This window comes from Spirochaetaceae bacterium (genome assembly GCA_009784515.1).
GTDB lineage: Bacteria > Spirochaetota > Spirochaetia > WRBN01 > WRBN01 > WRBN01.
In genome coordinates this window covers 1-25,190 of sequence record WRBN01000010.1, presented here as the reverse complement: position 1 = coordinate 25,190, position 25,190 = coordinate 1, and the positions used below count along the sequence as shown (strand labels likewise).

The 25,190-nt window shown below is 41.4% G+C and carries 22 protein-coding genes and 1 tRNA gene; 16 read left to right on the top strand and 7 right to left on the bottom strand.

The features are described 5' to 3' along the window. Positions 1–51 precede the first annotated feature (51 nt). The 3 genes from FWE37_02200 to FWE37_02190 all read left to right on the top strand — a co-directional run bounded on the left by FWE37_02200 (position 52) and on the right by FWE37_02190 (position 1,719). On the top strand, positions 52–267 hold the full coding sequence (locus tag FWE37_02200) for a hypothetical protein (protein ID MCL2519805.1): 216 nt from the start codon (positions 52–54) through the stop codon (positions 265–267). Between the two features lie 195 nt (positions 268–462). Further along, positions 463–536 (top strand) — tRNA-Arg (locus tag FWE37_02195). Between the two features lie 34 nt (positions 537–570). Beyond that, on the top strand, positions 571–1,719 hold the full coding sequence (locus FWE37_02190; GenBank protein ID MCL2519804.1) for an ATP-binding protein: 1,149 nt from the start codon (positions 571–573) through the stop codon (positions 1,717–1,719). Between the two features lie 341 nt (positions 1,720–2,060). Here FWE37_02190 and FWE37_02185 read toward each other — a convergent pair whose 3' ends face one another. The 5 genes from FWE37_02185 to FWE37_02165 form a co-directional block, all read right to left on the bottom strand. Further along, positions 2,061–3,080 carry an LPP20 family lipoprotein gene (locus FWE37_02185; GenBank protein MCL2519803.1) on the bottom strand — a complete coding sequence of 340 codons (1,020 nt, stop codon included), beginning with the start codon at positions 3,078–3,080 and terminating at the stop codon, positions 2,061–2,063. A 47-nt stretch (positions 3,081–3,127) separates the two neighbouring features. Then, positions 3,128–3,895: a hypothetical protein gene (locus FWE37_02180; protein MCL2519802.1), complete on the bottom strand. Its 768-nt coding sequence runs from the start codon at positions 3,893–3,895 to the stop codon at positions 3,128–3,130. Positions 3,896–3,968: 73 nt separating this feature from the next. After that, positions 3,969–4,547: a hypothetical protein gene (locus tag FWE37_02175; GenBank protein MCL2519801.1), complete on the bottom strand. Its 579-nt coding sequence runs from the start codon at positions 4,545–4,547 to the stop codon at positions 3,969–3,971. Between the two features lie 24 nt (positions 4,548–4,571). Continuing rightward, entirely contained in the window at positions 4,572–5,216 is a 645-nt protein-coding gene (locus FWE37_02170; protein MCL2519800.1) for a hypothetical protein, read from the bottom strand. Positions 5,217–5,263: 47 nt separating this feature from the next. Beyond that, positions 5,264–6,133 carry a penicillin-binding protein activator LpoB gene (locus FWE37_02165; protein MCL2519799.1) on the bottom strand — a complete coding sequence of 290 codons (870 nt, stop codon included), beginning with the start codon at positions 6,131–6,133 and terminating at the stop codon, positions 5,264–5,266. A 455-nt stretch (positions 6,134–6,588) separates the two neighbouring features. Between FWE37_02165 and thiI the strand changes: the two genes are divergently transcribed. Beyond that, positions 6,589–7,722 (top strand): tRNA 4-thiouridine(8) synthase ThiI, encoded by a 1,134-nt coding sequence (thiI, locus tag FWE37_02160; protein ID MCL2519798.1) that lies wholly within the window; start codon positions 6,589–6,591, stop codon positions 7,720–7,722. Between the two features lie 116 nt (positions 7,723–7,838). Continuing rightward, a complete protein-coding gene (locus FWE37_02155) occupies positions 7,839–8,684 on the top strand; it encodes a YgjV family protein (GenBank protein ID MCL2519797.1) in 846 nt (281 codons plus the stop codon). Between the two features lie 48 nt (positions 8,685–8,732). Here FWE37_02155 and rpmB read toward each other — a convergent pair whose 3' ends face one another. Continuing rightward, on the bottom strand, positions 8,733–8,966 hold the full coding sequence (gene rpmB / locus FWE37_02150) for a 50S ribosomal protein L28 (GenBank protein ID MCL2519796.1): 234 nt from the start codon (positions 8,964–8,966) through the stop codon (positions 8,733–8,735). Positions 8,967–9,157: 191 nt separating this feature from the next. Between rpmB and FWE37_02145 the strand changes: the two genes are divergently transcribed. The 9 genes from FWE37_02145 to FWE37_02105 all read left to right on the top strand — a co-directional run bounded on the left by FWE37_02145 (position 9,158) and on the right by FWE37_02105 (position 18,267). Next, positions 9,158–9,859 carry a hypothetical protein gene (locus FWE37_02145; GenBank protein MCL2519795.1) on the top strand — a complete coding sequence of 234 codons (702 nt, stop codon included), beginning with the start codon at positions 9,158–9,160 and terminating at the stop codon, positions 9,857–9,859. 84 nt (positions 9,860–9,943) lie between these two features. Then, the gene (locus FWE37_02140) at positions 9,944–11,392 is read left to right on the top strand and encodes a flagellar filament outer layer protein FlaA (GenBank protein ID MCL2519794.1); all 1,449 of its coding nucleotides are present in this window, start codon (positions 9,944–9,946) and stop codon (positions 11,390–11,392) included. A gap of 116 nt (positions 11,393–11,508) precedes the next feature. Next, positions 11,509–12,744 carry a hypothetical protein gene (locus FWE37_02135; GenBank protein ID MCL2519793.1) on the top strand — a complete coding sequence of 412 codons (1,236 nt, stop codon included), beginning with the start codon at positions 11,509–11,511 and terminating at the stop codon, positions 12,742–12,744. 1 nt (position 12,745) lies between these two features. After that, positions 12,746–13,657 carry an RnfABCDGE type electron transport complex subunit D gene (locus FWE37_02130; protein MCL2519792.1) on the top strand — a complete coding sequence of 304 codons (912 nt, stop codon included), beginning with the start codon at positions 12,746–12,748 and terminating at the stop codon, positions 13,655–13,657. 103 nt (positions 13,658–13,760) lie between these two features. Then, positions 13,761–14,309 (top strand): hypothetical protein, encoded by a 549-nt coding sequence (locus tag FWE37_02125; protein ID MCL2519791.1) that lies wholly within the window; start codon positions 13,761–13,763, stop codon positions 14,307–14,309. Beyond that, positions 14,300–14,851 (top strand): hypothetical protein, encoded by a 552-nt coding sequence (locus FWE37_02120; protein MCL2519790.1) that lies wholly within the window; start codon positions 14,300–14,302, stop codon positions 14,849–14,851. The genes FWE37_02125 and FWE37_02120 overlap by 10 nt, the downstream gene beginning before the upstream one ends. Then, positions 14,852–15,700, top strand: coding sequence for a 4Fe-4S binding protein (locus FWE37_02115; protein MCL2519789.1), 849 nt, complete (start codon positions 14,852–14,854; stop codon positions 15,698–15,700). A gap of 3 nt (positions 15,701–15,703) precedes the next feature. Next, entirely contained in the window at positions 15,704–17,455 is a 1,752-nt protein-coding gene (locus tag FWE37_02110; GenBank protein ID MCL2519788.1) for a DUF1925 domain-containing protein, read from the top strand. A gap of 65 nt (positions 17,456–17,520) precedes the next feature. Further along, on the top strand, positions 17,521–18,267 hold the full coding sequence (locus FWE37_02105) for a pseudouridine synthase (GenBank protein MCL2519787.1): 747 nt from the start codon (positions 17,521–17,523) through the stop codon (positions 18,265–18,267). Here the strand turns inward: FWE37_02105 and FWE37_02100 are convergent. Further along, the gene (locus tag FWE37_02100; protein ID MCL2519786.1) at positions 18,248–20,353 is read right to left on the bottom strand and encodes a hypothetical protein; all 2,106 of its coding nucleotides are present in this window, start codon (positions 20,351–20,353) and stop codon (positions 18,248–18,250) included. The genes FWE37_02105 and FWE37_02100 overlap by 20 nt on opposite strands. A 142-nt stretch (positions 20,354–20,495) precedes the next feature. On the opposite strand from FWE37_02100, the gene mnmG reads away from it, so the two are divergent. Together mnmG and FWE37_02090 are read left to right on the top strand one after the other, a co-directional pair. After that, positions 20,496–22,304, top strand: a complete 1,809-nt coding sequence (mnmG, locus tag FWE37_02095) for a tRNA uridine-5-carboxymethylaminomethyl(34) synthesis enzyme MnmG (protein MCL2519785.1) — start codon at positions 20,496–20,498, stop codon at positions 22,302–22,304. A 60-nt stretch (positions 22,305–22,364) separates the two neighbouring features. Beyond that, positions 22,365–25,190: exodeoxyribonuclease V subunit gamma (locus FWE37_02090; GenBank protein MCL2519784.1), on the top strand; the 2,826-nt coding region annotated here is incomplete at its 3' end.

Genomic DNA, 25,190 nt, shown 5'->3' with positions numbered 1-25,190 from the left:
ATTAGTAGCCAACTTAGTAATTAGTGTGTTAATTTTAATAATGGTGATAAGATGGAAAAAAAAGTAAGTAAACACGGCGGTAAGCGTGAGGGTGCTGGGAGACCGGAAGGCTCGAAAAATAAAGAACCAGCCAAAGGCCGAACACCAAAACCTAGATTTTTTATACAAGTCAGGGTAAGCCAAGATGAGCGCAAAGCATTAGAAGAACGGCAAAAAGAACTAGGATTTAGCACATTAAGTGATTTAATACGCTCTAAACTTTTTTGAAAATAGCCGCTTAGGTATTTTTTTTAAAAAAGTGAACTGTTCACCTGTTGACAAAATTCTATAAATACTTTATTATAGCCACAGGTGCTAACAAGTATCTATAGGGTGGTTTTTGAGAGTAAATGCTAGTATGCAGTGCCCTCCCTCTCCGCCTAAACTTAAAGCAGTGTAACTGTTTTAAGTTAAAATTTAATTGATCCCGTAGCTCAGCTGGATAGAGCATCAGTTTGCGGAACTGAGGGTCGTACGTTCGAATCGTATCGGGATCGCTTTTAGAAAGCTAAAATTTGCCACCTTTAAAAAATGCAGCGCACCAGCCAAAAAATCTTTAAAAAAGTTGCTAAGCTTACTCCCGAGCCTTTAAGAGGAGTAGTGGATTCCGTCAATCAAGATAACCTCTTGCTGGAGGCCATTTTAAATGCCGAGCCTAAAGCTATCGTGGCTACAGGTAAAAAACACGAGCTTATTTTTGCCAATACTTTGGCTAGGCAGCTTTTGCAGCTGCCTAAACGTACCAATAAGGCGGTTTGGCAGCTGGTGATTAACCCTTTTAGTGAAGTTATCCGCATGATGCTGATTAATGACGGCACCGGTACCAGTGAAGATTTTAGTCATTTAAATCAGCTTTATAATCTTGAATGCTATCCATTGGCGATTAGCGGCCGTTTAAACGGTAATGTTGTTTTAATTAATAATGTAACCGAACAGAGAAAGCAGCAAAACTATTTACGGCGACAGGAAAGTTTGGCCAGCATTAGCAAGATGGCGCAGCTGGTGGCCCACGAAATTAAAAATCCGTTGGGGGCGCTGTCTATCCATTTGCAGCTATTCAATAAAAAAATTGCCGGTGAAAGCTGCTGCCGTGAGCAATTTGGCAACACCATAGAAATCTTTAATGAGGAAATAAACCGACTTAACTATATTGCTACTAATTATTTAGATGGCTCTAAACCTTTGCAATTAACGTTAAGCCAAAGCCGGTTGGAAAGGGTTGTAACAGAGGCGCTAAAGTTAATGGACGAAAAACTTAAGGCCGAAAATATAACTGTTAATTGTATTGTATCTAATAATTTACCTTTATTATTGTTGGATGTAAATGCGGTTAAGCAGTTGTTAATTAATTTAATTGTTAATGCAGCCCAAGCTATGCCTGCCGGCGGTACTTTAACGCTAAATATAAACGAAGAAGAGAGTTATGTTGTACTTAGTGTAATGGATAGCGGCAGCGGTATCGGCCGCGAGCTGCAGGAAAGTATCTTTACCCCCTACTTTACCACCAAAGGCGAAGGCAGTGGCTTAGGTTTGGCGATGGCCTATAAGATTATGCAAAACCATAACGGGCAAATTAAGTTATACTCGCCACCTCGCGGAGGCGGTAACGGCGCCGAATTTGTGATGTTTTTTCCTAAAACTTTAACCGATAAAAATTTGCTGCCTATTAATATTAAATAAATTTCCTCATAATTTTTTTTTCATTAACTAGGAGCAATAAAATTCTGAGCTTATCTTCAGTAAGTTTAATGTAATTTTGATTATTTATTGGTAATATTGTTGCTAATTAGTGGAATTATCCTCATTTTCTTTCTAATTCTAAAGCAATGCTTCTGTTCAATTTATCGTTAATCTCGGCCCCTAAAGTTGTGCTATTTAGAGGTAACAAGCGCATACGCTGATAAAGCACCGGGTTTGTCGCCGGTTTTTACTATATTTTTTTGCGTGCTAAATGATTGCAACATTTTTCTATTATAAAATTTATAACCGTTAATATCTCGTTGCTGTTATGTCACCCTTTGTTACATTAAAAATAAACGCGTAAGGTACTCGAGTAATATATCAGCATACTCTTTATCGATAGCCTCTGCCGCTTGGCGAAAGACTGCACTTACCGCATCCGATTCACGTGCACGGGCTTCACGGGTACTGTTAAAGTGGTAAGCTAGTAAAACTTGGCCGGTGGCAGTGTCTATTAACTCGGCACGTAGGTTTTTGGTGGCCCAAGTAAGCTGCATATTGAGGGGCTCTGAAAATCTTTCCTCTAACCTTAAGTTTATTTCTACATTAAGTACATAACGCGTATTAAAGCCGCCTGTTCTAAAGCCTAGATTGGTAAGAGTCCGGTTAAATGCATTATACACATTGCCATCTCTATCATTTTGCACAGTTATTCTGATGGGAATTTGTCTGCGTATCTCCTCCGCTTCGTGTCTAAAGTCATCACCGCTACGTAACTCTTGTACTGGTGAGCCAAGCACAGAAAGTACCGCGGCGTAGCTTATGTTCATATCGGCAAAAACAGCAGCTAATTGTAAACGTGAAAGTGTACTTAGGCTATTTCTTTCGGACGCAGGAATATTGGTAAGGTTAGTAATGGCCTCGTTGTTTATTCTGATAAGTTCAGAGTAAGTGCGTTCGGCATTGATTTTGTTCATTACGGCTAGAGCGTAGTTATTGCCGCGCCCATCGTGCCAAAACTCCAGTATTTCGGTGCCAATAAGGTTGTTCATGCGCACGGCGGTGGTAATATCGCTACTCAACTGGGTTTGCTGTAGCCAATTGGTACGGCCATTTTGGGTAACTTCAAGGTAAGTATCTATCAGTTGGTCATCAACGTGTATGTCTAGGCCAAAGGTGGCTGCTAATCGTGCTAAGGCATTTTGTTCGGCAACAGTGCGCGAATTTCCCACTCCCACGGCCGCTAGGTGAGTTTGGTTACTTACGCGCGTGTAAGGGTTATTCACCCAATTGGGTTGGGAAGACTGTGCCATTAGTGGTAAAGTGGCTAATAAAAAACCTATAGTTAAGTAACGTTTCATAAAAACTCCTTTAATAATATTTTATATTTATAGTTTTTTAATATTTTTTAATTAATTTTAGCTATAGCTAACACATAAACCGACCCATTAGCCGGGTCAATCCAAAGCTCAATAATTCTAAAGCCGTGTAAGGTACCAAAACTTCTTAGGGTTATAGAATTTAAAGTATTGTTACTAAGTTCTGTAACAGAAGTTTCAATATCTGTAGCAACTTCCATAAGTAACTTAGCCATAGCTGCTTCGCTTGCCCTTGTTATAGTGTCGCGTAACCACTCGCGGTTACGGGCAAAACCGACGGCTATACGATAGCCTTCAATGGTAAAATTACTTCTTTCTACCCAAAAAGGGCGACCACTGCGATTAACACTTGAAGCAAAATTAATAGGGGCATGCTGGGTGTCATATTGAAAATAAACAATTGTGCCACGGTTAAAGTGAAAAACATTGGTTTCAGCATTAAAAGTGAGTAAATTGACAAAGTGCGAGTAATCGGCTTCGTTATTATCAATATTTATAAAGAAATTATCATCAAAATCAAACAATCCCGAACCATGGCTATGAAAATGTTCCACTTGGCCACTTATCTCATAAAATTGAGCAACACGCCTTGCGGCATCATTTTGGGCGGCAATTATTTCATCGGCGCGGTTCATTAAACGGCTAGAAGCACCAATGAAGGTAATAAAATTATTATTGGTTAAATTTAACACAAAATGGCCGGTATTATATTGCTGTTGTAAAGTGCGATGACTATTTGGCCTTGGGCTTATATTAAAAGTAACCATAATTAAACATAGCAATAATAATTTCTTCATATAGGCCACCTGTTAGTTAAAAATTTTAAAAGCGCCTTTTCATTAAAAAGGCGCTTTAACAAAAAATACTTTTTTAATTACCAGAGTTAAGAACTGGCGGTTGCGCATTAATGTTGGCTAAAGCTTGGTCCATACGCTCTAAAGCCCATTGAGCATTAGCCATATGGGGTGCTAAAGCCGCCGCCGATTGGCTAGCGCTGGCAACCTCTCTCCTAAGGTCAGCAACCGAAAGAATAACTACGGTAACTACTTCATCGCCAAAGGTGCGCTGGTCGTATATGCGTGCACCCCTTTGGGTTTGTTGGCTAAGGGTACGGGTAACACTTTCCTGAAAAGAAAGGGCTGCCGCCGGATTAGCCTCCGAGCTTTGCACAAAGTCGGTTATCATGTTGGTAACTACAACTTCAACTTGGCGGGCAATTTCGGCTCGGCCTCGCGTTTCCGAAATGGTCATGGCTTGCTGGCGACCGGCTGTGCCAATACGCGCAATGCCCACGCCCATAATGGCTCCTTCAGGCGCATTTCTGCGCGACTGTGAAACAAAATCGCTTATGGGGTCTCCCGAGGAAGTTCTAGCTGACGAATCTGTCGAAACACAACCAGTTATAACTACTGCGATTAAAGCCAGCACTAAAATTTTTTTTATAAACATCACTCTCTCCTGTAAGTTATGTTATTAAAACATCACCCCTAAACCAATTTTAACTAATAAACCATGGCTAAAACTTGCGCCTAAACTATCACTGCCACCTAAAGCAGGGCCTACACCGTAAATTAAGTGGGTTCTTATAAACATCGTTTCGGTAATAAAGGTATCAAGGCCCACGCCAGCGCGTACCCATAGTTCGTGCCACCATTCGGTTTCGTCTATAAAATCGTTTTCACCGTTGCCACCTATGGTATACTCAAAGTCAACGCCCGCAGTGGGAAAAATAACAAAACGTTCGTTAAGCACAATAGGGTATTTGTAGTAAATGCCTATTTGTAAGGCTAATGGTGCCTCAAACCAGTCACTGGCATCATAGCTATCTGTATAGCCATCACTCCACTCTTCTCGTACGGTGCCCGGGTTTTTATATAAAAAGCCCAAGTTAAACTCCCAATTTTGGCCTAAACCAAAAAAACCAAAGGCCCCAAAGCCCGAACGGCTCATTCGCCAATCAACACTTTCCCCGGGAAACCCTATCCCATCGCCACTTATACTGCCGCTGGTGCTTGACTGGTTAAATAAAATACCTCCACCAACGGCCATATCCATAGCAAAGACATGGCTACCTATTAGCGTTACTAAACACAATGCTAAAACTTTAAAAATTTTCATACTTATTTTCTCTCCTTTTTAAGTATATTTTTTGTGTTATAAATTAGTTAAAAAAATTCTGAGGCCATAGCAATAATTTGTGCCGACTGTACATCTAGCGCTCTAAGTGTTAAAGTTCGTAAGCTACCGCTACCGCTAATTTGGCCAACTATAACAATTTGAGCGCCTAGCATTTCCCCTATTCTTACGGCTGTGTTGTCGTTTACTTCATCTGAAAGTTGAAAGCGCATTTCACTTCTAATGCTATCAAGGCTACCTCTATCTACAATTCTAAAACGCCCGGCATTAACCAAAAAAAAGGTAATGCGGTCGTAAGCAAACATAGCTTCCTCAATTTCTCTATTATTTAAAGCTCCCACACTTAAAACAGCTATAGTAACATTATTGGGTATTCTTGCTACTAACACATTAGCAGCCTGATTAACAGCGTGGACTATGGGAGGCTGGTTTGAGGTTGGCGCATTGGTAACCGGCGGCGGAACAGTTGCTGGCGGTTGAGTTGCCAGCATACCGCCTCCGATGGCCGAAGTGTTGGTTATAGTGGCATTAATAACAGCGCCGTAACGCAAGGTTAATCCAATAGTAACCCTGTTAGATTGAGAATTAACCATAACAGACCTTCTGTTGCCTATGCTCCACTGATTATTTCTTGAGTTAAATGTTGTGTCGGCAACTTCCACTCTATTTTGGCCATTAGGTACAATTATTCGTTCTTGCATACCGGGGCTAATATGGGCAATAATTGTGCCGTTAATCCACACCGCAATATCTCTACTTGAATTACCGGCATCAATAATAATTTCTGACTGCGCAGGCCCTACGGGCGTATTTTGGTTATTGGTTCCAGCTAGCCTGCTTTGTGCAGATACGGCCATAATGACGAAGATAAGTATAAAAATAAACGTTATTTTTCTCATAATAAAAGAACAACACTCCTTTTTTAAAAGCAAAAAATTACTTTATATTTAATAAATAAGAGATGGATTACTTCAGAAGTTTACAATCTTTTAGAGGATGTATAAACTTATTACCATAGTAAAATTACCGAAGTAATCCATCAAAAATACAGAACCATGAAAAAAATTTTTATTAGTCTATGGCTTACCTTTTATACCACACTTAATAATAGCTTGTCAACTATATTGTTGTTATGTAAAGAAATATATTATTTACTTAAATATTATTTGAGAAAGTATTATAAGGAGAGTATGCTTTCGGTTAATTAAATATTTAGTAATAAAAATACAATTAATTAAATATTGAGGGTGAAATTATTTTGCAAATTTTGAAGTAGTCTGAGAATTAATATATTACTGGAAGACACCGGTTATTAATTATTCCCTATTATCTCGTAATATGCTACACTGCTGCCATGAAGCAGCTTTATTTACTTCGCATTGGCGAGCTGGCCCTTAAAAAAGGCACTAAACGGCAGTTTGAGCAGCAGTTAAAAGCCAACTTAAAAAAGCAACTGGAATGCAGTATAGAGATACGTGATGGCCGTTTTTACCTAGAAAGTGATGAAGATACCGCCAAGATAGAGCAGGTGTTAGGCAGTACCTTTGGTTTGGCCGGCTTTCATTTAACGACAAGCTGCGCTAAAAATTACGAGTCCATTAGACAAGCGGCGCTTAATTTAGCGGCTAAATTGCCCGGCGGCACCGGCTTTAAAGTAGAGGCCAGACGCACCGATAAAGGGTTTGCCCTTACCAGTTATCAGCTGGCGGCGCAGTTGGGCGGCGATATTTTAACGGCGTATCCTAGCTTAAAAGTAGATGTTAAAGCCCCTAGTTATACGATAGTGGTTGAGGTGCGTCATTTGGCTTTTCTTTATGGCGTAGATAAAAATACCGTACAGGCTGCCGCCGGTTTGCCGGTGGGCAGCAGCGGGCGGGGTATCGTGTTGCTTTCGGGGGGGATAGATAGCCCGGTAGCTGCCTATTTAATGATGAAGCGCGGCTTAAGCCTAACGGCGGTGCACTTTCATACCCCGCCTTACACCAGTCCGGCGGCTTTAGCTAAGGTGCAACGGTTAGCCGAACAGCTGGCCGTTTATAATAATGGTAAGCTGCCTTTGTATGCCATTAATTTTACGCCTATCCAGCTGGCAATTAATAAAGGCGATAGCCGCTATACCACCCTTTTTAGCCGGGCAGCGATGATGCAAATTTGCCAAAAATTGGCCGGGCAACTTGGTGCAGCCGGCCTTATTACCGGCGAAAGTTTGGGGCAAGTGGCCAGCCAAACCCTTGCCGCCTTAACCTTTACCGATGCGCTGGCCGGTGGTCTTGTGCTGCGGCCTTGTATTGGTATGGATAAAAATGAGATTATCGCTATAGCCAAAAAAATTAATACCTACACTACCTCGATAGAGGCCGAAACCGATTGTTGCAGCCTCTTTGCTCCCGAGCACCCTATCATTCGCCCTCATTTTGAGGAGAGCTTAAAGTTATACGAGGCTTTGCAGCTGGAAGATTTAATTAACGAAACGGTAGCTAATAATTAAGAACTAATAATTAAAAATAGTAGCTCTTAATTTTTAATTATTAGTTCTTAATTTTTTTGATGTAGCATATTGATAATTTTTCGTAAATTAGCTACTCTTAAAACGGGAGTATTTTTATGGAAACCTTTTTAGGCATGGAGCTAACTGTGCCGCTGCGTATGTTTATTATAAGCCAAATCTTTGGCTTATTAACAATGGTCTTTGACGGGCTGTCTTACCAGATTAAAGATAAGCGCAAGTATTTATTGGTTTTTACCATAGGTAGCGTGTGGTGGACCGGTATGTTTTGGGCGCTTAATCAATTTATTTTAACTTTGGTAGCGGCCTTTAGTATTGCGCAAAGTATGGCTTTTTGGTGGGTTTTTTCTAAGGATAATAAAAAACATCACATTGCCGGTATTGCCGTGTTAATTATTTCGCTAGTGGTAGGCCTTGTCTTTGCCGTTATTAGCCTTAGCCACGCCGAAACACCTTTACTTAAGCTTTATAGCATTTTTGTATTGGTAACTTCGCTGGCTTTTGTGGTAGGCCAGTATTTACCCGGTAAACATTTTGTGCGTTTTACGGCCTTTTTTTATGCTATTGCCGTTATTATGCTTACTTATGCCGAGAGTAACGGTACCAATATTATGGGGGTGCTTATCGAGGCTGCTAAAATCTTTTCTATTATTATCTTTTATGTTGTTATTATTAAGCGCCGTTACCGTACCAATCGTCTGCGTAAAATTAAGGCTACCGTACAAATCCAAATAGATAAGGTAAAGCATCATAATAGTGATAAAGTTATGCCTTATGATAAATTAGAGCGATTGCTGGCCAAAATGATTAGGTATGAAATTGCCCTTTTAAAGCGAGAGCATATTACCAATCTACAGGAGATTGAAAAAGCCAATGCCAAAATGAAAGAAGATATGGAAATTATTAAAGATTATGAAGAAGCCACCAAAGAAGATAAGGAGTAAGTAAAAAGGAATAGGGAATATTTACCGTTATTCCCTATTCCTTGTTCCCTATTTAACCAGTTTAACCACTTTGCCGGCTTTTAAGCAGCGGCTGCAAACTTTAACCCGTTGCGGTACGCCGCCAATTAAAGTGCGTACTTTAAAGAGGTTAGGCTCGAAAGTACGGCCGGTGCGCCTAACAATGTGCTCGCCGTTACCGCCTTGCTTTTTAGTTTTACCTTTACGTGGTACCATATTCCCGGTAATAGTACCTTTGCCACAGTAGTTACATTCTCTTGCCATAATTAATATCCTTGCTTTACCTTTTAAAAAAGGTTATTATTAGTCATAAGCCAAAATATTGCCTAGCGGCTGTACTTTGGCAGTTATCTTAAAAGATTAACATACTTTAACTTTTGTGTAAAGGGGTGCTTTAAATTATTTTTGGCAAAGGGCTAATACGGCCGATTATTTTATTAATTGTAACTTTACTCTTGGCTTGCCGGGCCGAGCATCAGGCCGGGCCTAATCTCTTTGTGGCCGATATTTTTTTTGACCTTGTCTATAACACCGACGGCAGCTTGGCTCAATCTGTAAAAGAAGCCGGTTTTGATTATATAGTGATTAACCAGCAGTGGCGTACGGCGGCCGAAGAACAGCTGGTAAATTATATTAATGGTATAGACGGTTTGCAAAATGTGGTGCTAGCGCCTTTTTTTGCCGGTACCGCCATCGATACGGCAGCTAATGTGGCGGTGCTAAGTGGTTTAGCTCAGCTGGATAGCCCGCGCTTGCAACTGCAAAGCAGTGTAGATAAAGCTTTTAGCCGGCTAATAGATGAACATTTGGAGCACGAAGGGTATATTATTATTTTTTACGAAAATGCTCATTTGGTGGCGGAATTAAAAGAGCAGTATGCCTTAAACGAAAATGTGTTGTTTTTATTGGCCGAGCAGCAAAATATCGCCAGTTTTTTAACCCGTTTGCAGCTGCAAGCGGTAACTTTATTTATAAATGTGGCCGGCTCTTTAACTACCATTTTGCAAAACCATATTTTGGCTAATAATATGGACATTGCCATGTATGTTAGCCAATACGGCTTGGGGGTTAATATCGATATAAGGATAAAAGAATTGCTAAAAATGTTTTTAAGTGGTGATATAAAAAGGGTAGAGGTGTCGATAACTAAGGTATAATCTTTAATTGACAAGATGGCAAAAAAAGTTTATAATTAATAATTAAAGTAAAATAATTTGGCATTAAATGTAAGGAGACAAAGCATGAAGAAGGGCATAGCTCTTATATTATTGGCAGTAGTGCTTGGCGGGGGGATAATAAGCGCTAATATTAATCCTTTTCCGCTTTTTACACTGCAAACCATAATGGTAGATTCGTTTAGTACCACTAATCCCTCATTCTTTTTGGGCAGTACCGACCCTATTGAGTGGACGGTAGTTCCCTCGCGCCACGCCGCCGAAGGTTTTCCGCAAACGGCTTTAGCCAACGCTTGGCCGCAGGATAAATACGGCAGCGACCCTGCTAACGCCGCCGATTTAATGGCCTTTGCCATTAACGGTTCGTTTACCCAGCGCGGCGATAACTGGCTGGAAGTAAGGCCGGGGCGCGGCGGTAACCCAGAACCGTTACCGTTACCGGGCCGTGTGCAGGCTTTATCGATGTGGGTATGGGGCAGCAACTTTAACTATCAGCTTGATGCCATCTTTTTAGATGTGGAAGGCATTGAGCATCGTGTACCTATGGGTAACTTGCGTTTTAGAGGCTGGCGTAACTTAACGGCTGTTATTCCAGACAGTATTAAGCAGCTTACCGACGACCAGCAAACTTTTCCGCTTCGCCCCGAGCTTAGGCTAAGCAGGTTTATTATTACCACCGATATTCGCGAACGCGTTGATGAGTTTTTTATCTATTTTTCTGATGTTACCGTTTTAACTCATATAAGTTTATGGGAAAGTTTTGACGGCTTTAACTTAACTCAGCCCGAAACTCTTACCGCTATTTGGGGCGAAAGGCCGCAAGCCGTAGCTCCGGCTCCTGCGCCTACACCGGCTCCCGGTCAGCCCGTTATTAGTGTAACTAGTCCGCAGGCTAATCCCGGTGTGGGCGGTGATAACCCGGCCTTCCAGCAACTAGCCGAAGTGCAAGTAAGCACAATGGCCGACCCTGTTTTTTGGGTGCCGCGTGTCAGCAGCGATTTTGGCTCGCTCACTATGCGCGCTTTCCCCGGCGGGCCCGCTAACAAGCCGCTTATTGCCGGCGATGACAGCGACCCGGCCGATAACCGTATGCTGGGTATTAGGGTAAACTTTAATAGGCGCGGCGCTCCCGAGCTAACTTTGCGTGCCGTTAGGCCGCTGGCGGTAGAGGGCATTGTGAGAGTGGTTTCGGTATGGGTAGCCGGCCGCAACGCTCCGCACACTTTATTTTTACAAATCCGCGACTTTGACGGTAACCTGCGCGAACTTAATATGGGCGACCTTAACTTTACCGGTTGGCGTCAAATGAGTGTGGCCATTCCTTCGAGCATTAGGCAACAACATAGGCTTAATAACCATGAAGCCGGTATCAGTATTGTTGGGTTTAGAGTGCGTTTTCACTTACCCGACACCGGCGGCGCGTATTTTATTTACTTTGACGACCTAAGGGCATTAACCGATTTAAGCCCGCTTTTAGATGGTCGCACGGCCGATGACCCAATGGATAATTGGTAAATTTAATAAAAAACCCTGCTTAGCAGGGTTTTTTTAATGGTTACTATTGGCTAAAAGCCTTAAAAACTCTTTACTAAAAGATTAATTAGTGTTATGATTAATCAGGGGTAAAAAGAATGTTAAGCCTTAAGGCACTTAAGTTAAAGCGCAGCAAAGCTATTAAAAACCAAAAGATAACCTACGCCGCTTTGCCTAGAGAGGCTTATATTAGTGCCAAACAACATAAAGGTAAGCCCTCTATTGTTATGGTTAATGTGGGCCAAAATATAGAAGAAAATGGCCTTATTGCCATCGCCGATGGTGCCGAAGGGGTAAATATTCATAGCTCGGTACCGGGTGAGGTAGTAGCTATTTCGCCGCAAATTAAAGGTAATGAATTAATCACCTCTATCAAAATAGAGACCGGTGGTAATTTTGTTAAGCATAAAAAAAGAGAGAATGATTTATCTAGTTTAGATAATAAAACTTTATTGGCAGAGTTAAAACGTTTAGGGGTGGTAGATACTATTACGGCTTTGCCGTTGCATTTAAAACTTAATGTTAGCTCTGTCAACAAATTAGTTATTAATTTACTAGAGCCCGACCCTTACTGCTTTAACGGGCAATTTTTGCTTAATGAGTATCTAGACGAATTAATTAAGGCTATAAAAATAGTAACCCAATTAATTTTAACCGAACAGGTTATTATTTGCACTACCAAAGCCAATCTAAATAAAGCTATTAAAATTAAAGAGTTGGTGGAAGGGCATGGAGAACTTTGCGTTTTTAACGATAGTTACCTTGCCGCTAATGAGCGACTGCTTAAAGAAAAATTTGGTCAATCTAGTTTAATTTTACATGTAACTACTTTATTTACTCTTTATAATGCCTTAGTTTATGGCGAAGCTCATAACAGGCAGTTAGTGAGTGTCGGTGGTGCGGCTTTAACCGAGAACGCTGTAATGATGGTGGCGATAGGAACACCTTTAACTTTTTTATTTGATGAATGCGGCGGTTTTAAGCGCAAAGCGGCACGTTTAGTGGTCGGCGGGGCGATGAGCGGTTACGTGGCGGTAACTAAAGAGGCGGCGGTAACTAAAGATATTCATACCGTACTGGCTTTAACGGCCGCCGAAGCGGCGGTAAGGCCCACCGGCGAGTGCTGCCATTGTTATAAATGTGTGGCTAATTGCCCTAAAAAACTTATTCCTTACGAAATGTATAAAGGAATAACCGCCGGCCGTCTCGATTTGGTTAATAAAATGTTTTTAAGTGAGTGTGTTAGCTGCGGGCTGTGCTCTTACCTTTGCCCCGCTAGGTTTGATATGGCGGCTGCCTTTAAATTGGCAACTAAATTAACGAGGACTAATTAAAATGAAGTTACCTGTTTACGCTAATGCCCCGCATATCCATCACAAACTTACCAATTTAAGCAGTAATTTACTGTTTACGTTGGCTTTAATGCCTGCTTTTGTTTACAGTGTTTTCTTGTATGGTTATGCAAAACTATGGTTGCTTATTGTCGTTTTAGCGGGAGTATTGTTAGCTGCCGCTTTGGGTTACCTCTTTAAGCGCTATCCGCTTAGGGCTTGCTGCCTTTCTTCTTTGCCTTTTGCCGTGCTGTGGGCGCTTATTTTTCCGCTGGGCTCGCTGTGGCCGGCTTTTATCAGCAGTTTTTTGGCTATATTTATTAGCAGGCAAGTTTTTGGTGGTTTTGGTAACGCTTTGGTCAACCCGGCGGTGGTAGCCTATAGCCTTAGTGCTATGTTGTGGCCCAATTTGTTTTGGCAGCCGCAGCCTTTGGCCCCTTTAAATTACGATTGGTATCAATGGCTGCTCGCCTTGCCGTCGGATAGTTTTTTAGCTGTTTTTGTTCATAATTTTATGGGTATTAACGGGGGAGCAATCATTAATGGCAGCGGCCTGCTGGTAATAGCTGTTATTTTTATTTGGCTCTTTAAGTTACGTTCACCTTTAATAACTATAATGTTTTTGGTAATATATATTTTCATTAATTATATTTTTAATTTCGATATTTTATTTAATTTAAGTAATGAGGGGTTCTTGGTGGGGCTTTTTATTTTGGCTTCGGCGAATGAAGGGTTGCCTCACAGTGGGTTGGGTGGTATTATTTATGCGGTACTGCTGGCTTTATTAACTATTTTGCTGGGGCCATTGGTTAATGGGGATATTTTTTATGCTATTTTTGTAATGAGTTTTGTTAATTTACTTATAAATACGATGGTGCGTTATCTTTGGCAGCAAAGGTATCAGAGGATTAAATGAGCAAAGAATGGCGATTAGTTATTATTATGTTAGTGGCTACTTTAATTGCAACAACGGCAGTAGTTGTAACGATGTTATTAAGTGTTAATTAAATGGATAGGTAATGAAAAATACTTTTTTAAATTATAAATTTTTAGATAATCATAATTTTGTAATGTTAAGTGTAATTATTAATTTTATGGCCTTTCAGGTGGCTGGATTTTGGCTAGCCGCTTTGTTAGTTGTTCTTAATTTATTTGCTTTTATTTTATTAAGTAGGTTTTTGTGGTGGTTAAAGCCATATATCCCGGCCGAAATAAGATTGGCTTTGTTTATGTTGTTGGTAGTTACTGTAGCTACAATAGCTAACATATTGTGGTTTAGCGATTTACAAGATGGAGTGCCATCGCTGGTGGCTTTAGTTTTGTGGTTTTGTGTGCTTTACAACGAGGTTTTTAATAATGCCGGTGGCCTAAGCCGTAATCTTAAGCAAATTATAGTTTTTTCTGCTATTTTAGTAATTATAGTTGTGTTAGCTAAATTGCTGCAACTCTTATTGGTAATGGTTATTGGCCATTTTAATGCGCAGCTTTCGTGGCTGCTCGCTTTAATTTTGGCAGCCACTTTAATAGCTTTAACGCGTTTTATTGTAAGGATATATCGATGCAGCTAGGAGTATTTTTTGCCTTTATGTTGGCCAGTAATTATTTGCTTGTTTCTTTTTATGGCAAAAGTTTACTGCAAACCTTCAAGAGTAACCGTTTAAAAAGTTATTTATGTGTAATATCTATCTTTGGGGCATGGTTAGTAACGGCTTTACTTAGTTATGGGTTTGCTATATTCAGTAATACTATGCTAAGCATAGGTTTAGCTTTAACACCGCTTTTTTTTAGTTTAGTTTTTATGGCTTTAATGCCTATTTTAATGCTTTTTTTTAAATGGCTGCAACCCAATAAATATAGCGATTTTGCCGGCTGGTTACTAATTTTTAATAGTATTATGCTGTCTTTAACGTTTTTATACAGTAGTAATCTGCTTTTAATAATAGCTGCTACTTTGTTGACGGCTTTAGCTATGTTAACGGCTATTTTGCTGGCCATCGCCATCTTTAGGCATTTTTATCTTAATCAGCCACCGATAGCTTGGCGCGGGGCGCCTATCATCTTAATAGTAACGGTACTTATGTTACTGGCATTAAGTAATATAGGAGGGTAGATGATATTATTAGTGCTCATTATTATTTTTATGCTAATTTTAGCGGCAACTGCGGCTTATAGCTGGTTCTTTTTTAGTAAAAAGATGCCGCCGAAGGTTAGCAGTGAAGCCTCTGCCGAGTTATTAGCCGGCGAAAATTGCGGCCTTTGCGGTTATCATAGTTGTGCCGCTTATCTAGAGGCGCTTTTGCTTAATAAAGAGAAAAATGCTCGCCGTTGCCGTCTGCAAGAAAGTTTTGAGCAAGAAAATTTTATTGCTAAACTTAAGGAGATTTATAACTATAATTATATAGCTGCAAACAAAGTAGCGTATGTTTTTTGCGGGGGCAATAAGCAACATAGCAAGTACCGCTTTAATTATACCGGTGTTGCCAGTTGTGCAGCGGCTCATTTAAATGTGTTAAATTCTAAGCAATGCTTATATGGCTGTATTGGGTTGGGCGATTGTGCAGCCTCCTGTCCGCAGCAAGCTATCACGGTGAGTAAAGGGCTGGCTTATGTGCATAAAGATTTATGTAAAAGCTGCGGCAGTTGTGTGGTTTTGTGCCCTACTAAAGTGATTAAATTTGTCGATAAAGCAGCTGATTTTGTTGTAGCTTGCAGCTCGCACGATAACGCCGAAGTTACCGCTGCCGCTTGTAGCGTTGGCTGTATGGCTTGCGGCACCTGTCTTAAGAGAGCGCCTTTGGGTGGTTTTAGCATTAAAGATAATCTTTGCTCTATAGATTACCGCACCGGGCAGGAAGATAGATGGCGCGCCGCCGTTAAGTGCGAGTCGCGAGCGATTGTCCCGCTGGCGAAGGACGAGCACAAGCGTTTTTTACGTAAATTACGGCAAGAAAAGGGCTAGCTAATGGCAGCGGAAGCAATCTTACTGTTGGCCGGCGATTTTCCGCTGGCTCAGCCCGAAGCTATTAAAGAAAAATATTACAGCCGCTGGCTTAAGGAGCTAACTGCTTTGCTTTATAGCCGGAGCGAGTACTTTTTTTTATTGTTTATCGAACGTGAGGGAGCGCAGTGGCTTAAAAGTAATCATAACGAATTATTAACCATTTGGCAGGAGCTGGCCGCTCATAAACGATTGGAGCTACTGGGGGGGCTTTTTGATAATTCCTTACTTGGATTAATTTCTAATACAGATAGACTTGGCCAAATTGAGGATAGTGCTATTTGGGCGCGTGATATTAGCAAACACAAGCCACGCGGCTTTTTTTTGCCCTATGGGCTGTGGGAGCCAAGTTTTCCGGCCATATTGGCCCCTCATAGCTTTAATTATAGTTTTGTGGCTGCCGAACTTTTTATTAATGCCAAAGCTAAAAATCTTTTTAAAGCTTATTTAGTGGAGGAAACCGCGAAAACGGTGGCGGTTTTTCCTTATTTTACTTTAGAGGCAAGTAAAGATTATCGGCAGTTGGCAGCCGATTACGCCCAGCTGGCCGAGAAACAGGGCGGTAATCTATTAACTTTTTTATTTAAAGATTTTAACACGAAATGGTTGGCCGGTTTTTTAGAGGAGCTAAAGAGTTACGGTATTGCTTTAACTCAGCCGGCTAAATATTTAAAACGTCAAATGGTTTTGCAGCGGCTTTACCTGCCGGCTTCTGGGGCCGAAACTTTGGGCGGTAATCATAATTTTTATCGTAATTACCTTTTTGAACAAGTAGAAACCGGTTTGCTTTATGCCCGCGCTTTGGCCGTAACGGCGGCCGTACGTTTAGCTAAAGATAAAGGCCAAAAGAAATTAGCGCTTAAATCTTTGTGGCAAAGTCAAAATCACCAACTTTATTGGGCCAGTCGTTATGGCGGTATTCGTAACCCGGTTTTGCGCGATTATGCTTATCGTAATTTATTACAGGCCGATAGTTTAGCCGGCGGTGATAAATTAAATTACGGTTTAATCGAGGTGGATTTTGATTTAGATGGTGCCGGCGAGGTGCTTTATCGCGGAGCAATTTATAATGCTTTTACTCAGCATACAGGTGGGCTTTTATTTGAACTGGATTACCTGCCTGCCGGCAAGAATTTACTTAATATTTTTAATGATGGGCCGTTGCAAAGGGCTTTTCATGATGTTTTTGTGCCTATAAAGAGTGATTGGGCTGTTATGGCAGAAGAATTGAAGGAAGATAATTTTTATCAATGTAAAACTCAACCCGATGCCGATAGTGTTAATTATTTAACAGAGAAAATATTAGACAAAAAGAAAATCAGCATTAAGAAAGAATATATTTATTATAAAAATACCTTCGAAGTTAATTATTACTTTAAAGGTGAGATTTTAACCAATTATTATTTTTGCAGCGGTCATTACCTTTCATTAAGTGAGCAGGCTAACTTATTAATTAATGATGAATTTTGGCAGGGCGAGCAAATAGCTAATGTTAATAAATTAACGATTATTGATGAAGATGACCTGCATTTCGATTATAAATTTTCGCAGCCGGCTATTTTAAATTTTAAAACTTTATCTACTCATTTAAATTTTGCCGGCGAACAACAACAGATAAGGCAGGGGGCAGCTATTTGGCTGGCCTTTCCGCTGGCTTTAACGCAGGGCAGCGGCAGGTTAACTATCGAGGTAAGTTTTTACAACTTAAAGGAATAAATAATTAAAGCAATGATGGTGGCAGTCGTTATTTTAAGTAAAGTTATTCTTGCAGGTGTTTAGGTGTGGACAGTAATCAATTTACAATTATCTACGAAGACGAAGCTATTTTGGTGGTAGTAAAACCGCGCGGTTTAGCTACAGCTCCTTTAGCTAAAGATATTAATGGTAACAACTTAACCAAGTTGGTCTTTAACTATTGTCCGGCTATTGCTTTGGTACAAGGGTTTAGCGGCAGCGAGGGCGGGCTGCTGCACCGTCTTGATAATGCCACAGAAGGGTTGGTACTTTACGCTAAAGAGCAAAGCTCCTTTGATTTTTTACTTAATGAAGCCAAATTGTCAAATTTTAAAAAATATTATTTAGCTTATAGTTTAGCCGGTTTAGCTAATCTTAATCCAGATAACATTAAAGAAAATAATTGGCAAATATTATTAAATAAAAATAAATTTGGTAATTTTAAAATAGCTTTAACTACCGGTTTTGTTAAAGCTAAAGCTAAAAGCAGCAAGGTGCGGGCGGTAGGGTTAAGCGGCTCGCTAAAGGCCACGAAACCTTACCTTAGTAACTTTACTTTAAATAGTGATAAAGATTTTATTAAGATAGATTGTTTTTTAACGCAAGGGTTTAGGCACCAAATTAGAGCCAGTTTGGCGGTTTTGGGGCTGCCTATTATCAACGACCCGCTTTATAATGCGGGTAATTGTAAGGGAACTATGCAGTTTTGGGCAACGGCTTTAGCCTTTAAGCACCCTAGCGGTGAGCAGCTTTTTATTGATTACGAGCCCGTAACTAACGCGGAAAAACAGTAACGTTTAAGCTAAAAATGTTACGCGAGAAAGGGTTATAACCGCCCGTACGGCCAATGGTAGGAAACCATACTAAATCATCACTGCCGCTGGCAACCTCTCGGGCGTAATAACCATCGGGATTAATGCCATTTAAGTTAAAGGAGTTGTGCGAAAATTGGTATTGCATATTTACCACCATTGGTATGCGGCGGCTACTAGATACGGCGCGTAAATCGTAGTTAAGGCCAAAGCTAAAGATGTTGTTAAATTGATAGATACCATCAAATAAAAAGTTTTTGCGCGGTGGCCGTAAACCGCCATGGTAAGGGTAGGTAGCCCCAAGCCCACCATTAATCCGGCTGGGGTCGTGGTACCAAAAGGTATCAACTACCTCTAATCCTCTGTCTTGATATTCGCTCTGGCGGCCGCTGTTGGGGCTTACACGGTTAGGGTTATCGTCCACACGTCTAATCCAGCCGTCGCTCCACAAATTAACTAAAACCTTAGGGTTAGTGCCGCTGCGGATAAGCTGCCAGCCCAGTGAAAGTTGCAAGCCCGGTAAAGGCATAGTTTGTAAAGTAAGTTTAAATTCATCGCTGTTGGCAGGCAGATAGGTGGCTATAGCCATACCTTCGTTGGTAAAGCTGGTATCGGTATGAATAGAATGGGGTGAGTTAATAGGGTTATGCGGGTCGGGGTTAGGGGTGCCGTTAAAGTTATATTGTTTAAAATAATGGCTGTAAGTATACGGCTCGATTTTGGTGTATTGAAAGGTTAAAGTGGCAAAAGGTAGTAGTTGAATACTGGGCAGGTTAACCCTTGCTCCCAACTGTAAAGCATATAAATTGCGAGCGTGTGAAAGATTCGTTGGGCTGCCAACCTCATCGGCGGCAAGTTCTAGCCAAAACTTGGCTACACCGGGCCAAATGGTAGCGGCCGAAATGCCGGCAAACATATTATCGTTTTCGCCGTAAAGCAGCTGGCTAAAAAAGTAAAAACCTAAAGGATTAAGGTAGCCCAGCTCGAACCGCTGGCCGTAAACTACACTTTGAAAGAGGGCAAAATAAAAATAATCGGACATAAAAAATTCGCCCATCTGAAAGGCCATCATTTTATTGTTTTGCACAAAACCATTGCGTACCCAGCTGTCGTAGTAGCCGCCGGTGGGCATATCAACAAAGCCCGGGCTGGTAGACCAGTTACTCCAACGAGGATTACCGGTTGGGTCGGCGTCAATTTGGTTAAGGCCATAATGGCCGCGCCCGCTGCTTTTGGCATCGGTGGCAAAGTAACCCAGCGAGGCTGTCATGGTATAAAAGTTAAACCAATTAAGCGGCCTTACCGACATATCAAAGGCGTTGTAAGGCACAGCGGTATCGGAGATATTAAGGCCGTGCGAGCCATGCCCTACACGGCGGGTATCAAGCATACCAAGCCTGATTAAGATACGGTCGTCCCACAGGCTGGCGGCAATTTCGGGGCTCATTTCGTAGCCTACCGTTAGCTCATCGCTGCCGCCTAGCCCGGCATCATCGGAGCCTACACCTTGATGAAAGCCCATACCGCGCGGTACAAAAAAAGCGGGCCTAGCAAACGGGAAAGGATTGAGGCGGCTGCCGACAAAAATAAGGTCGGCGTTGTAACTAATCATACCGTCTAAAAAATCACCCCGTCCGTAAAGTTGGAAAGGAATGGCCATGTAAGAAGCACTTAGATTTTCGGCAGCTACCCTAAAATCGAGGCCTATGGTAACACCTAAACTGGCCCACGACCTTTGGCCAAAAAAATCGAGGCGGCCCAGTAACAGCTGTTCGCCGCCAGTGTTATCTTGGCGGACGAAAGCCGAAAATTCTTCTATATAAAAATCGAGCACTGCTTGCTCGCGGCCGGTAAGCTGGTAGCGTTTGCTGTCAATTTCGGCCAGTAGCAGGCTAATTTGCCGGCGTGTATAAGGCCTTACTTGGGTAAGGCGGGTAACGAGGCCGCGCGCTTCGGCGGTATCTATTAAGCTATAAACGGGGTGCCGGGTATTAACAGCCAGATTTTGCTGAGCCCATAAAGCGGTGGTTAAAAAAAGTAATAGGATTAAAGTTATCTTTTTTAGCATAATCAATTTAATTGTTAGCATTTTATAGCCAAGTTGTCAAGGGTAGCTAGGGTTTTTCAATTTATTTTAAAAATATTAATTGTGGTAACAAGTGGGGAGTTGCCCTTGTAAAAACCGGATAAATTTGCCATAATTACTCAATATGGATTATGATATAATAGTAATAGGCGCCGGCCACGCCGGGATAGAGGCGGCCTTAGCGTCCTCAAGATTGGGCTTAAAAACTTTGCTGGTTACTCAAAATACCGAAAGTATTGGCCGTATTAGCTGTAACCCGGCTATTGGCGGTCTTGCTAAAGGTAATATTGTGCGCGAGATTGACGCCCTTGGCGGGCAAATGGCGCAGCTTGCCGATGCCAGCACTTTGCAATACAAGCTTTTAAACGAAAGCAGAGGCGGCGCTGCCCAAAGCCCGCGCGCCCAAATAGATAAACATTTGTACAGCCGTTTGGCCCGTGCCGCTCTGGATAACGAAACCAATTTAAGTATCTATCAAGAAACAGTGGTAGATTTAATTATTAAAGATGGTAAACTTGTTGGCCTTAAGCTGGAGCGCGGCGGTATGGTAAGCTGTAAGGCGGCTATTATTTGCAGCGGCACCTTTATGGAAGGCTGTATTATGCTGGGCAGCTACCGGCAGCCTTACGGCCGTATCGGCGAGCCGGCAGCTTTTGGTTTAGGTAAATCTTTGAGGAATAATGGTTTAACAGTGGGTCGTTTAAGTACCAGCACCAGTGCCCGCGTACGTATGCGCAGCTTAAACACCGCTAAGATGAAGTTACAAGAGGGCACTTTACCGCAAGTAAACTTTAGTTTTTTTAACGATGATAAATTTATTGGTAAACCCAACCGCCCCTGTTATATGGTGTATACCAATGAAAAAGTGCATAAAATTGTGCGCGATAACATTAAATTTTCGCCCATCTGGACAGAGGCAGCTGGCGGCCCGCGTTATTGCCCCAGCTTTGAAGAAAAAGTGATGAATTTTCCGCATCACGAGCGTCATCTTATTTACATTGAGCCGGAGAGCAACGAAAGCGATGAGGCTTATCTTAACGGTATTTATTGCGGTTTGCCCGAAGATTTGCAGTTACAATTTTTGCGCCAGATAGAAGGACTAGAGCAAGTAGAGATTATTAAGCCCGGTTATGCCGTAGAATACGATTATGTAGATGCCAGCGAGCACCATCTCACTTTAGAGAGTAAGATAATTAGCGGCTTATACTTTGCCGGCCAAGTAAACGGCAGCAGCGGCTACGAGGAGGCGGCGGCGCAGGGTTTTTGGGCGGGAGCTAATGCGGCCCTAAAGATATTGGGCCGCCCGCCCTTTTTGTTAGACCGCAGCGAGGCCTATATGGCGGTGCTGGTTGACGATTTGGTAACCAAAGGCACTAATGAGCCCTACCGTGTGTTTAGCAGCCGGGCGGAATATCGTATGCGGCTTAGGCACGATAATGCCGACCGCAGGTTGTTTAGTAAAGCTAACGAGTTAGGTTTATTAAATGAAGAAAGAGTAAATTATTTTTACAAAAAACTTACCCAAATGGAAGCGATGCAAGAGCTACTTAAGCAGCAAGCTTACGCCGGTAAAAAACTTTATGACCATTTACAAGACCCAAAATTTTTATTGGCCACCGCGATGGAGCAGTTACCGGCTTTAGCGGCTTTGCCTGCCGCTTGGCGGAGTAGTTTATACCACGATATTAGGTACAGCGGTTACGAAAAATTGGAGCAGGAACAAGTGGAGCAATTTAAAAAAAATGAAGAGAAATTAATTCCTGCCAATTTTGATTACGGATTAGTAACTACTTTATCGCTGGAAAGCCGCGAAAAATTAAGTAAAATTAGGCCGGCTAATTTGGGACAGGCCGGCCGCATTGCCGGTATCCGCCCCGCCGATATAGCAGTGCTGACGCTGGCGTTAAAACGGACAGGGAAGTTAAACTACTAATGCGATTTTGAGCGTAATACGTATTGGCTGGGCGTATGATTAATAAGGAGTAAATATAAAATGGCATATCATTTAATAACTGGTAATAATTTATCTTTACTTATTAAAGAGCAAGCTCCTCTCTTTAAGGCCGCCGGCCTTTTGGGTGATGAGCCGTATGTTATTTGCCAAAATAAACAAACGGCCGGTTTTGTGCAAAGCCAACTGGCCGCCGGTGAAGGCATTGTGGCGGCTTTTAACAGTAACCTGCTGGAAAGCGCTTTGCGTGAGTTACTTAATGGATTTAATATAGTTAAAGAAAAATTAAATGAGAGCTCATTAGTGCATACCAACGAAGTTAAACTTTTGTTATATAAATATTTAGATAATATTTTACAAAATGGTGATTTACCCGGCGAGTTAAGTGAGATTAAAGCCTATCTGCCCCATCTTGAGAGTGGGAACGATGTTAAACTTATGCAGTTTTGCGATAGTTTGGCCGGTTTATTTACCAGTTATGGTATGAATTTACCCGGTTTAATTAGTCGCTGGCAAAAAAATGAGGCGGCGGCTAATCAACAAGAGGCTTTGCAAAGTTACCTCTGGCGGTTATTGGCGAACAACGGCCATTTTTTACTAAGCGATATGCTGGCCTTAGCGATAAATAGCGCCGAAGGTTATGGTGGCCCTATTAAAAAGGTGATTTTAGTGGGCGGCAGCTTTTTTGGCGAGCAAGCCTTGCGTTTTTTTAGACGGTTAAGTGAGGATATTCAGCTGTATCATTTAATGGTTATGCCGCTAAAACAGCAAAACGAGGCCACTTTTATTAATTTATACGGACAAAGCGGTTACGAATTTACCAATTTCATTAACAATTTTAATTTAATTACTAATAACTATGAACAAAGTTATCCCTCCACTAATTTGGGGCAGTTGCAGGCCAAAATTTATGAACAAGACAATAAGAAAATTGATTTAAATAAAAATGATGACAGCTTTACCATCTTTAGTACGGCCAATAAAAGACGCGAAGTAGAGTTAGCTAAAGATTTAATCTTGAAATATTTAAATAATGACGATAATTTAAATTTAGGTGAAATAGCCCTTATTGCCCCTAATATTAACGATTATGTTAGCCATATCGAGGCTGTTTTTGGCCGTAATCCTTATCTAAACTATAATGTGGCCGATATTGCCGTTACCGAAAGTTACAGCGAAGCCTTTATGGCTTTGCTCAATTTAGCCGGCTCTCAATTTAGTCGTAGAGAAATTTTTGCTTTAATAGACAATCCCTTTTTTGCCAACGCCAAGCACATTACCGCCGAAGACAGAGCCATTTGGCTTAAGTTTTGCAGCCATACGGCGGTGGCTTATGGGGTAACGGAGCAGCATCGCCGCCAGCTACAGCTAAGTCCCACGGCGAATGGCAGCTGGTATTATGGCCTAGACAGCTGGTTAAGCAGTTTGTTGGAGGGAGAAACTTTAGCGGGCATTAACAATGAAAGCGAAGAACAAGGCGAAAGTTTGGGCCGTTTATTAAAATTAATTTTAGATTTGTACCATGATTTTTATCCTTTAAAAGATAAAAAGTTAAATTTTATAGAGTGGTGCAAATATTTAGAGTCTTTAATGCGCAAACACTTAGCCGGCGAAGAGGCGGCCGGCTGGGAATTAAAAAGTGTGTTTAGAAATTTACAAAGAACGTATCAAACGGCGGGATTGGCCGGCTTAAAAACTAAAGGGTATAAAAATGATAGTTTTAGTTTTGATGTAATGCTTAATTATTTAAGTGAGGTAAGCGCCCTAAGTGAGCACCGCAAAGGTGAGGTAAAAAATGGTATTAATTGCGCCTCGCTGCTGGCTTTGCGTACTATCCCCTTTAAAGTCATTATTTTTATGGGATTAAATAACGATTTTCCAGCTAACGACCGGCCCTCGCAATTTAATTTAAACCAAATAGTTAGCGCAAGTTTCGATTTAAGCCTGCAAACAACGCAGCGTTACGCTTTTTTAGAGGCTGTAATGGCGGCCGAAGAAAAATTGGTGCTTAGTTACCGCGATAAAGATGAAGGCGGTGAACCTTTAGAGCCTAGCCCCGCTTTAAACGATTTAGTAAGTTATGGTTTTGGCCAAGAGTTCACTAAGTTAAGCTGTTTTAGCCGGCTGCCTTTACATAGCTTTGATAAACGTAATTTTAATAGCGATAACTCTTACCATAGTTACGATAGCGAGGCCTTTAAACTAGCCAATACTTATAATTATGGCCAGCCGCTGCCCAGAAGTAAATATAACTTAAATAATGAAAATCAAACTGCTAGTTATAGCCGGCTTAAAAGTTATTTTAAAGAGCCTAAAAAACATCTTTTAAAGTTGCTGGGGGCAAGCAGTCTTTCTTTAGTGCTGGAAGAAGAAGTAGAGAGTGAAAATTTTACCAACGATAATTTAATTTTTGAGCTGCTTAATCAATTAAAAGAGCAGCTTAACGAAGGGTGGCCAATCGATTTTGATAATTTTTTTAATTTAAATTTAGCCAAAATTGAGCAGCAAGGCGGGCTGTCGCCTTCGTTTTATAGTGGCGGTTACCGGCAAAAACTTAAAGAGCAATTAAAGCCTTACATTGCTTTGGCTAACGGCTTAAATTTAAGCGGCAAAGCCGGCCGGTTAAATTTGGAATCGTCGCTGCTAAAGGAGCAGCTGCAACTTACCGCCTATCTGGCCGGCAACGAGCAGTTTCTTTTGGCTTTTAACATAGGTAAAAATTTACTGCGTACCGCTATGCCGTGTTATATGGATATGCTTTTCGCCGCCGCCGAAGGAGTTAAACTTAATGGTTATTTAGCTGCGGCCGTTAAAGATAAAGAGCCCGCACTGCTTAAACTGGCCGCTAATTTTAATGCCGAGGAGGCT

What these genes read in the sequence shown, in the direction of transcription:
- FWE37_02200 (MCL2519805.1), top strand. Translation starts at nt 52, where the DNA reads ATGGAAAAAAAAGTAAGTAAACACGGCGGTAAGCGTGAGGGTGCTGGG.
- FWE37_02190 (MCL2519804.1), top strand. Translation starts at nt 571, where the DNA reads ATGCAGCGCACCAGCCAAAAAATCTTTAAAAAAGTTGCTAAGCTTACT.
- FWE37_02185 (MCL2519803.1), bottom strand. Translation starts at nt 3,080, where the DNA reads ATGAAACGTTACTTAACTATAGGTTTTTTATTAGCCACTTTACCACTA.
- FWE37_02180 (MCL2519802.1), bottom strand. Translation starts at nt 3,895, where the DNA reads ATGAAGAAATTATTATTGCTATGTTTAATTATGGTTACTTTTAATATA.
- FWE37_02175 (MCL2519801.1), bottom strand. Translation starts at nt 4,547, where the DNA reads ATGTTTATAAAAAAAATTTTAGTGCTGGCTTTAATCGCAGTAGTTATA.
- FWE37_02170 (MCL2519800.1), bottom strand. Translation starts at nt 5,216, where the DNA reads ATGAAAATTTTTAAAGTTTTAGCATTGTGTTTAGTAACGCTAATAGGT.
- FWE37_02165 (MCL2519799.1), bottom strand. Translation starts at nt 6,133, where the DNA reads ATGAGAAAAATAACGTTTATTTTTATACTTATCTTCGTCATTATGGCC.
- thiI (MCL2519798.1), top strand. Translation starts at nt 6,589, where the DNA reads ATGAAGCAGCTTTATTTACTTCGCATTGGCGAGCTGGCCCTTAAAAAA.
- FWE37_02155 (MCL2519797.1), top strand. Translation starts at nt 7,839, where the DNA reads ATGGAAACCTTTTTAGGCATGGAGCTAACTGTGCCGCTGCGTATGTTT.
- rpmB (MCL2519796.1), bottom strand. Translation starts at nt 8,966, where the DNA reads ATGGCAAGAGAATGTAACTACTGTGGCAAAGGTACTATTACCGGGAAT.
- FWE37_02140 (MCL2519794.1), top strand. Translation starts at nt 9,944, where the DNA reads ATGAAGAAGGGCATAGCTCTTATATTATTGGCAGTAGTGCTTGGCGGG.
- FWE37_02135 (MCL2519793.1), top strand. Translation starts at nt 11,509, where the DNA reads ATGTTAAGCCTTAAGGCACTTAAGTTAAAGCGCAGCAAAGCTATTAAA.
- FWE37_02130 (MCL2519792.1), top strand. Translation starts at nt 12,746, where the DNA reads ATGAAGTTACCTGTTTACGCTAATGCCCCGCATATCCATCACAAACTT.
- FWE37_02125 (MCL2519791.1), top strand. Translation starts at nt 13,761, where the DNA reads ATGAAAAATACTTTTTTAAATTATAAATTTTTAGATAATCATAATTTT.
- FWE37_02120 (MCL2519790.1), top strand. Translation starts at nt 14,300, where the DNA reads ATGCAGCTAGGAGTATTTTTTGCCTTTATGTTGGCCAGTAATTATTTG.
- FWE37_02115 (MCL2519789.1), top strand. Translation starts at nt 14,852, where the DNA reads ATGATATTATTAGTGCTCATTATTATTTTTATGCTAATTTTAGCGGCA.
- FWE37_02110 (MCL2519788.1), top strand. Translation starts at nt 15,704, where the DNA reads ATGGCAGCGGAAGCAATCTTACTGTTGGCCGGCGATTTTCCGCTGGCT.
- FWE37_02100 (MCL2519786.1), bottom strand. Translation starts at nt 20,353, where the DNA reads ATGCTAAAAAAGATAACTTTAATCCTATTACTTTTTTTAACCACCGCT.
- mnmG (MCL2519785.1), top strand. Translation starts at nt 20,496, where the DNA reads ATGGATTATGATATAATAGTAATAGGCGCCGGCCACGCCGGGATAGAG.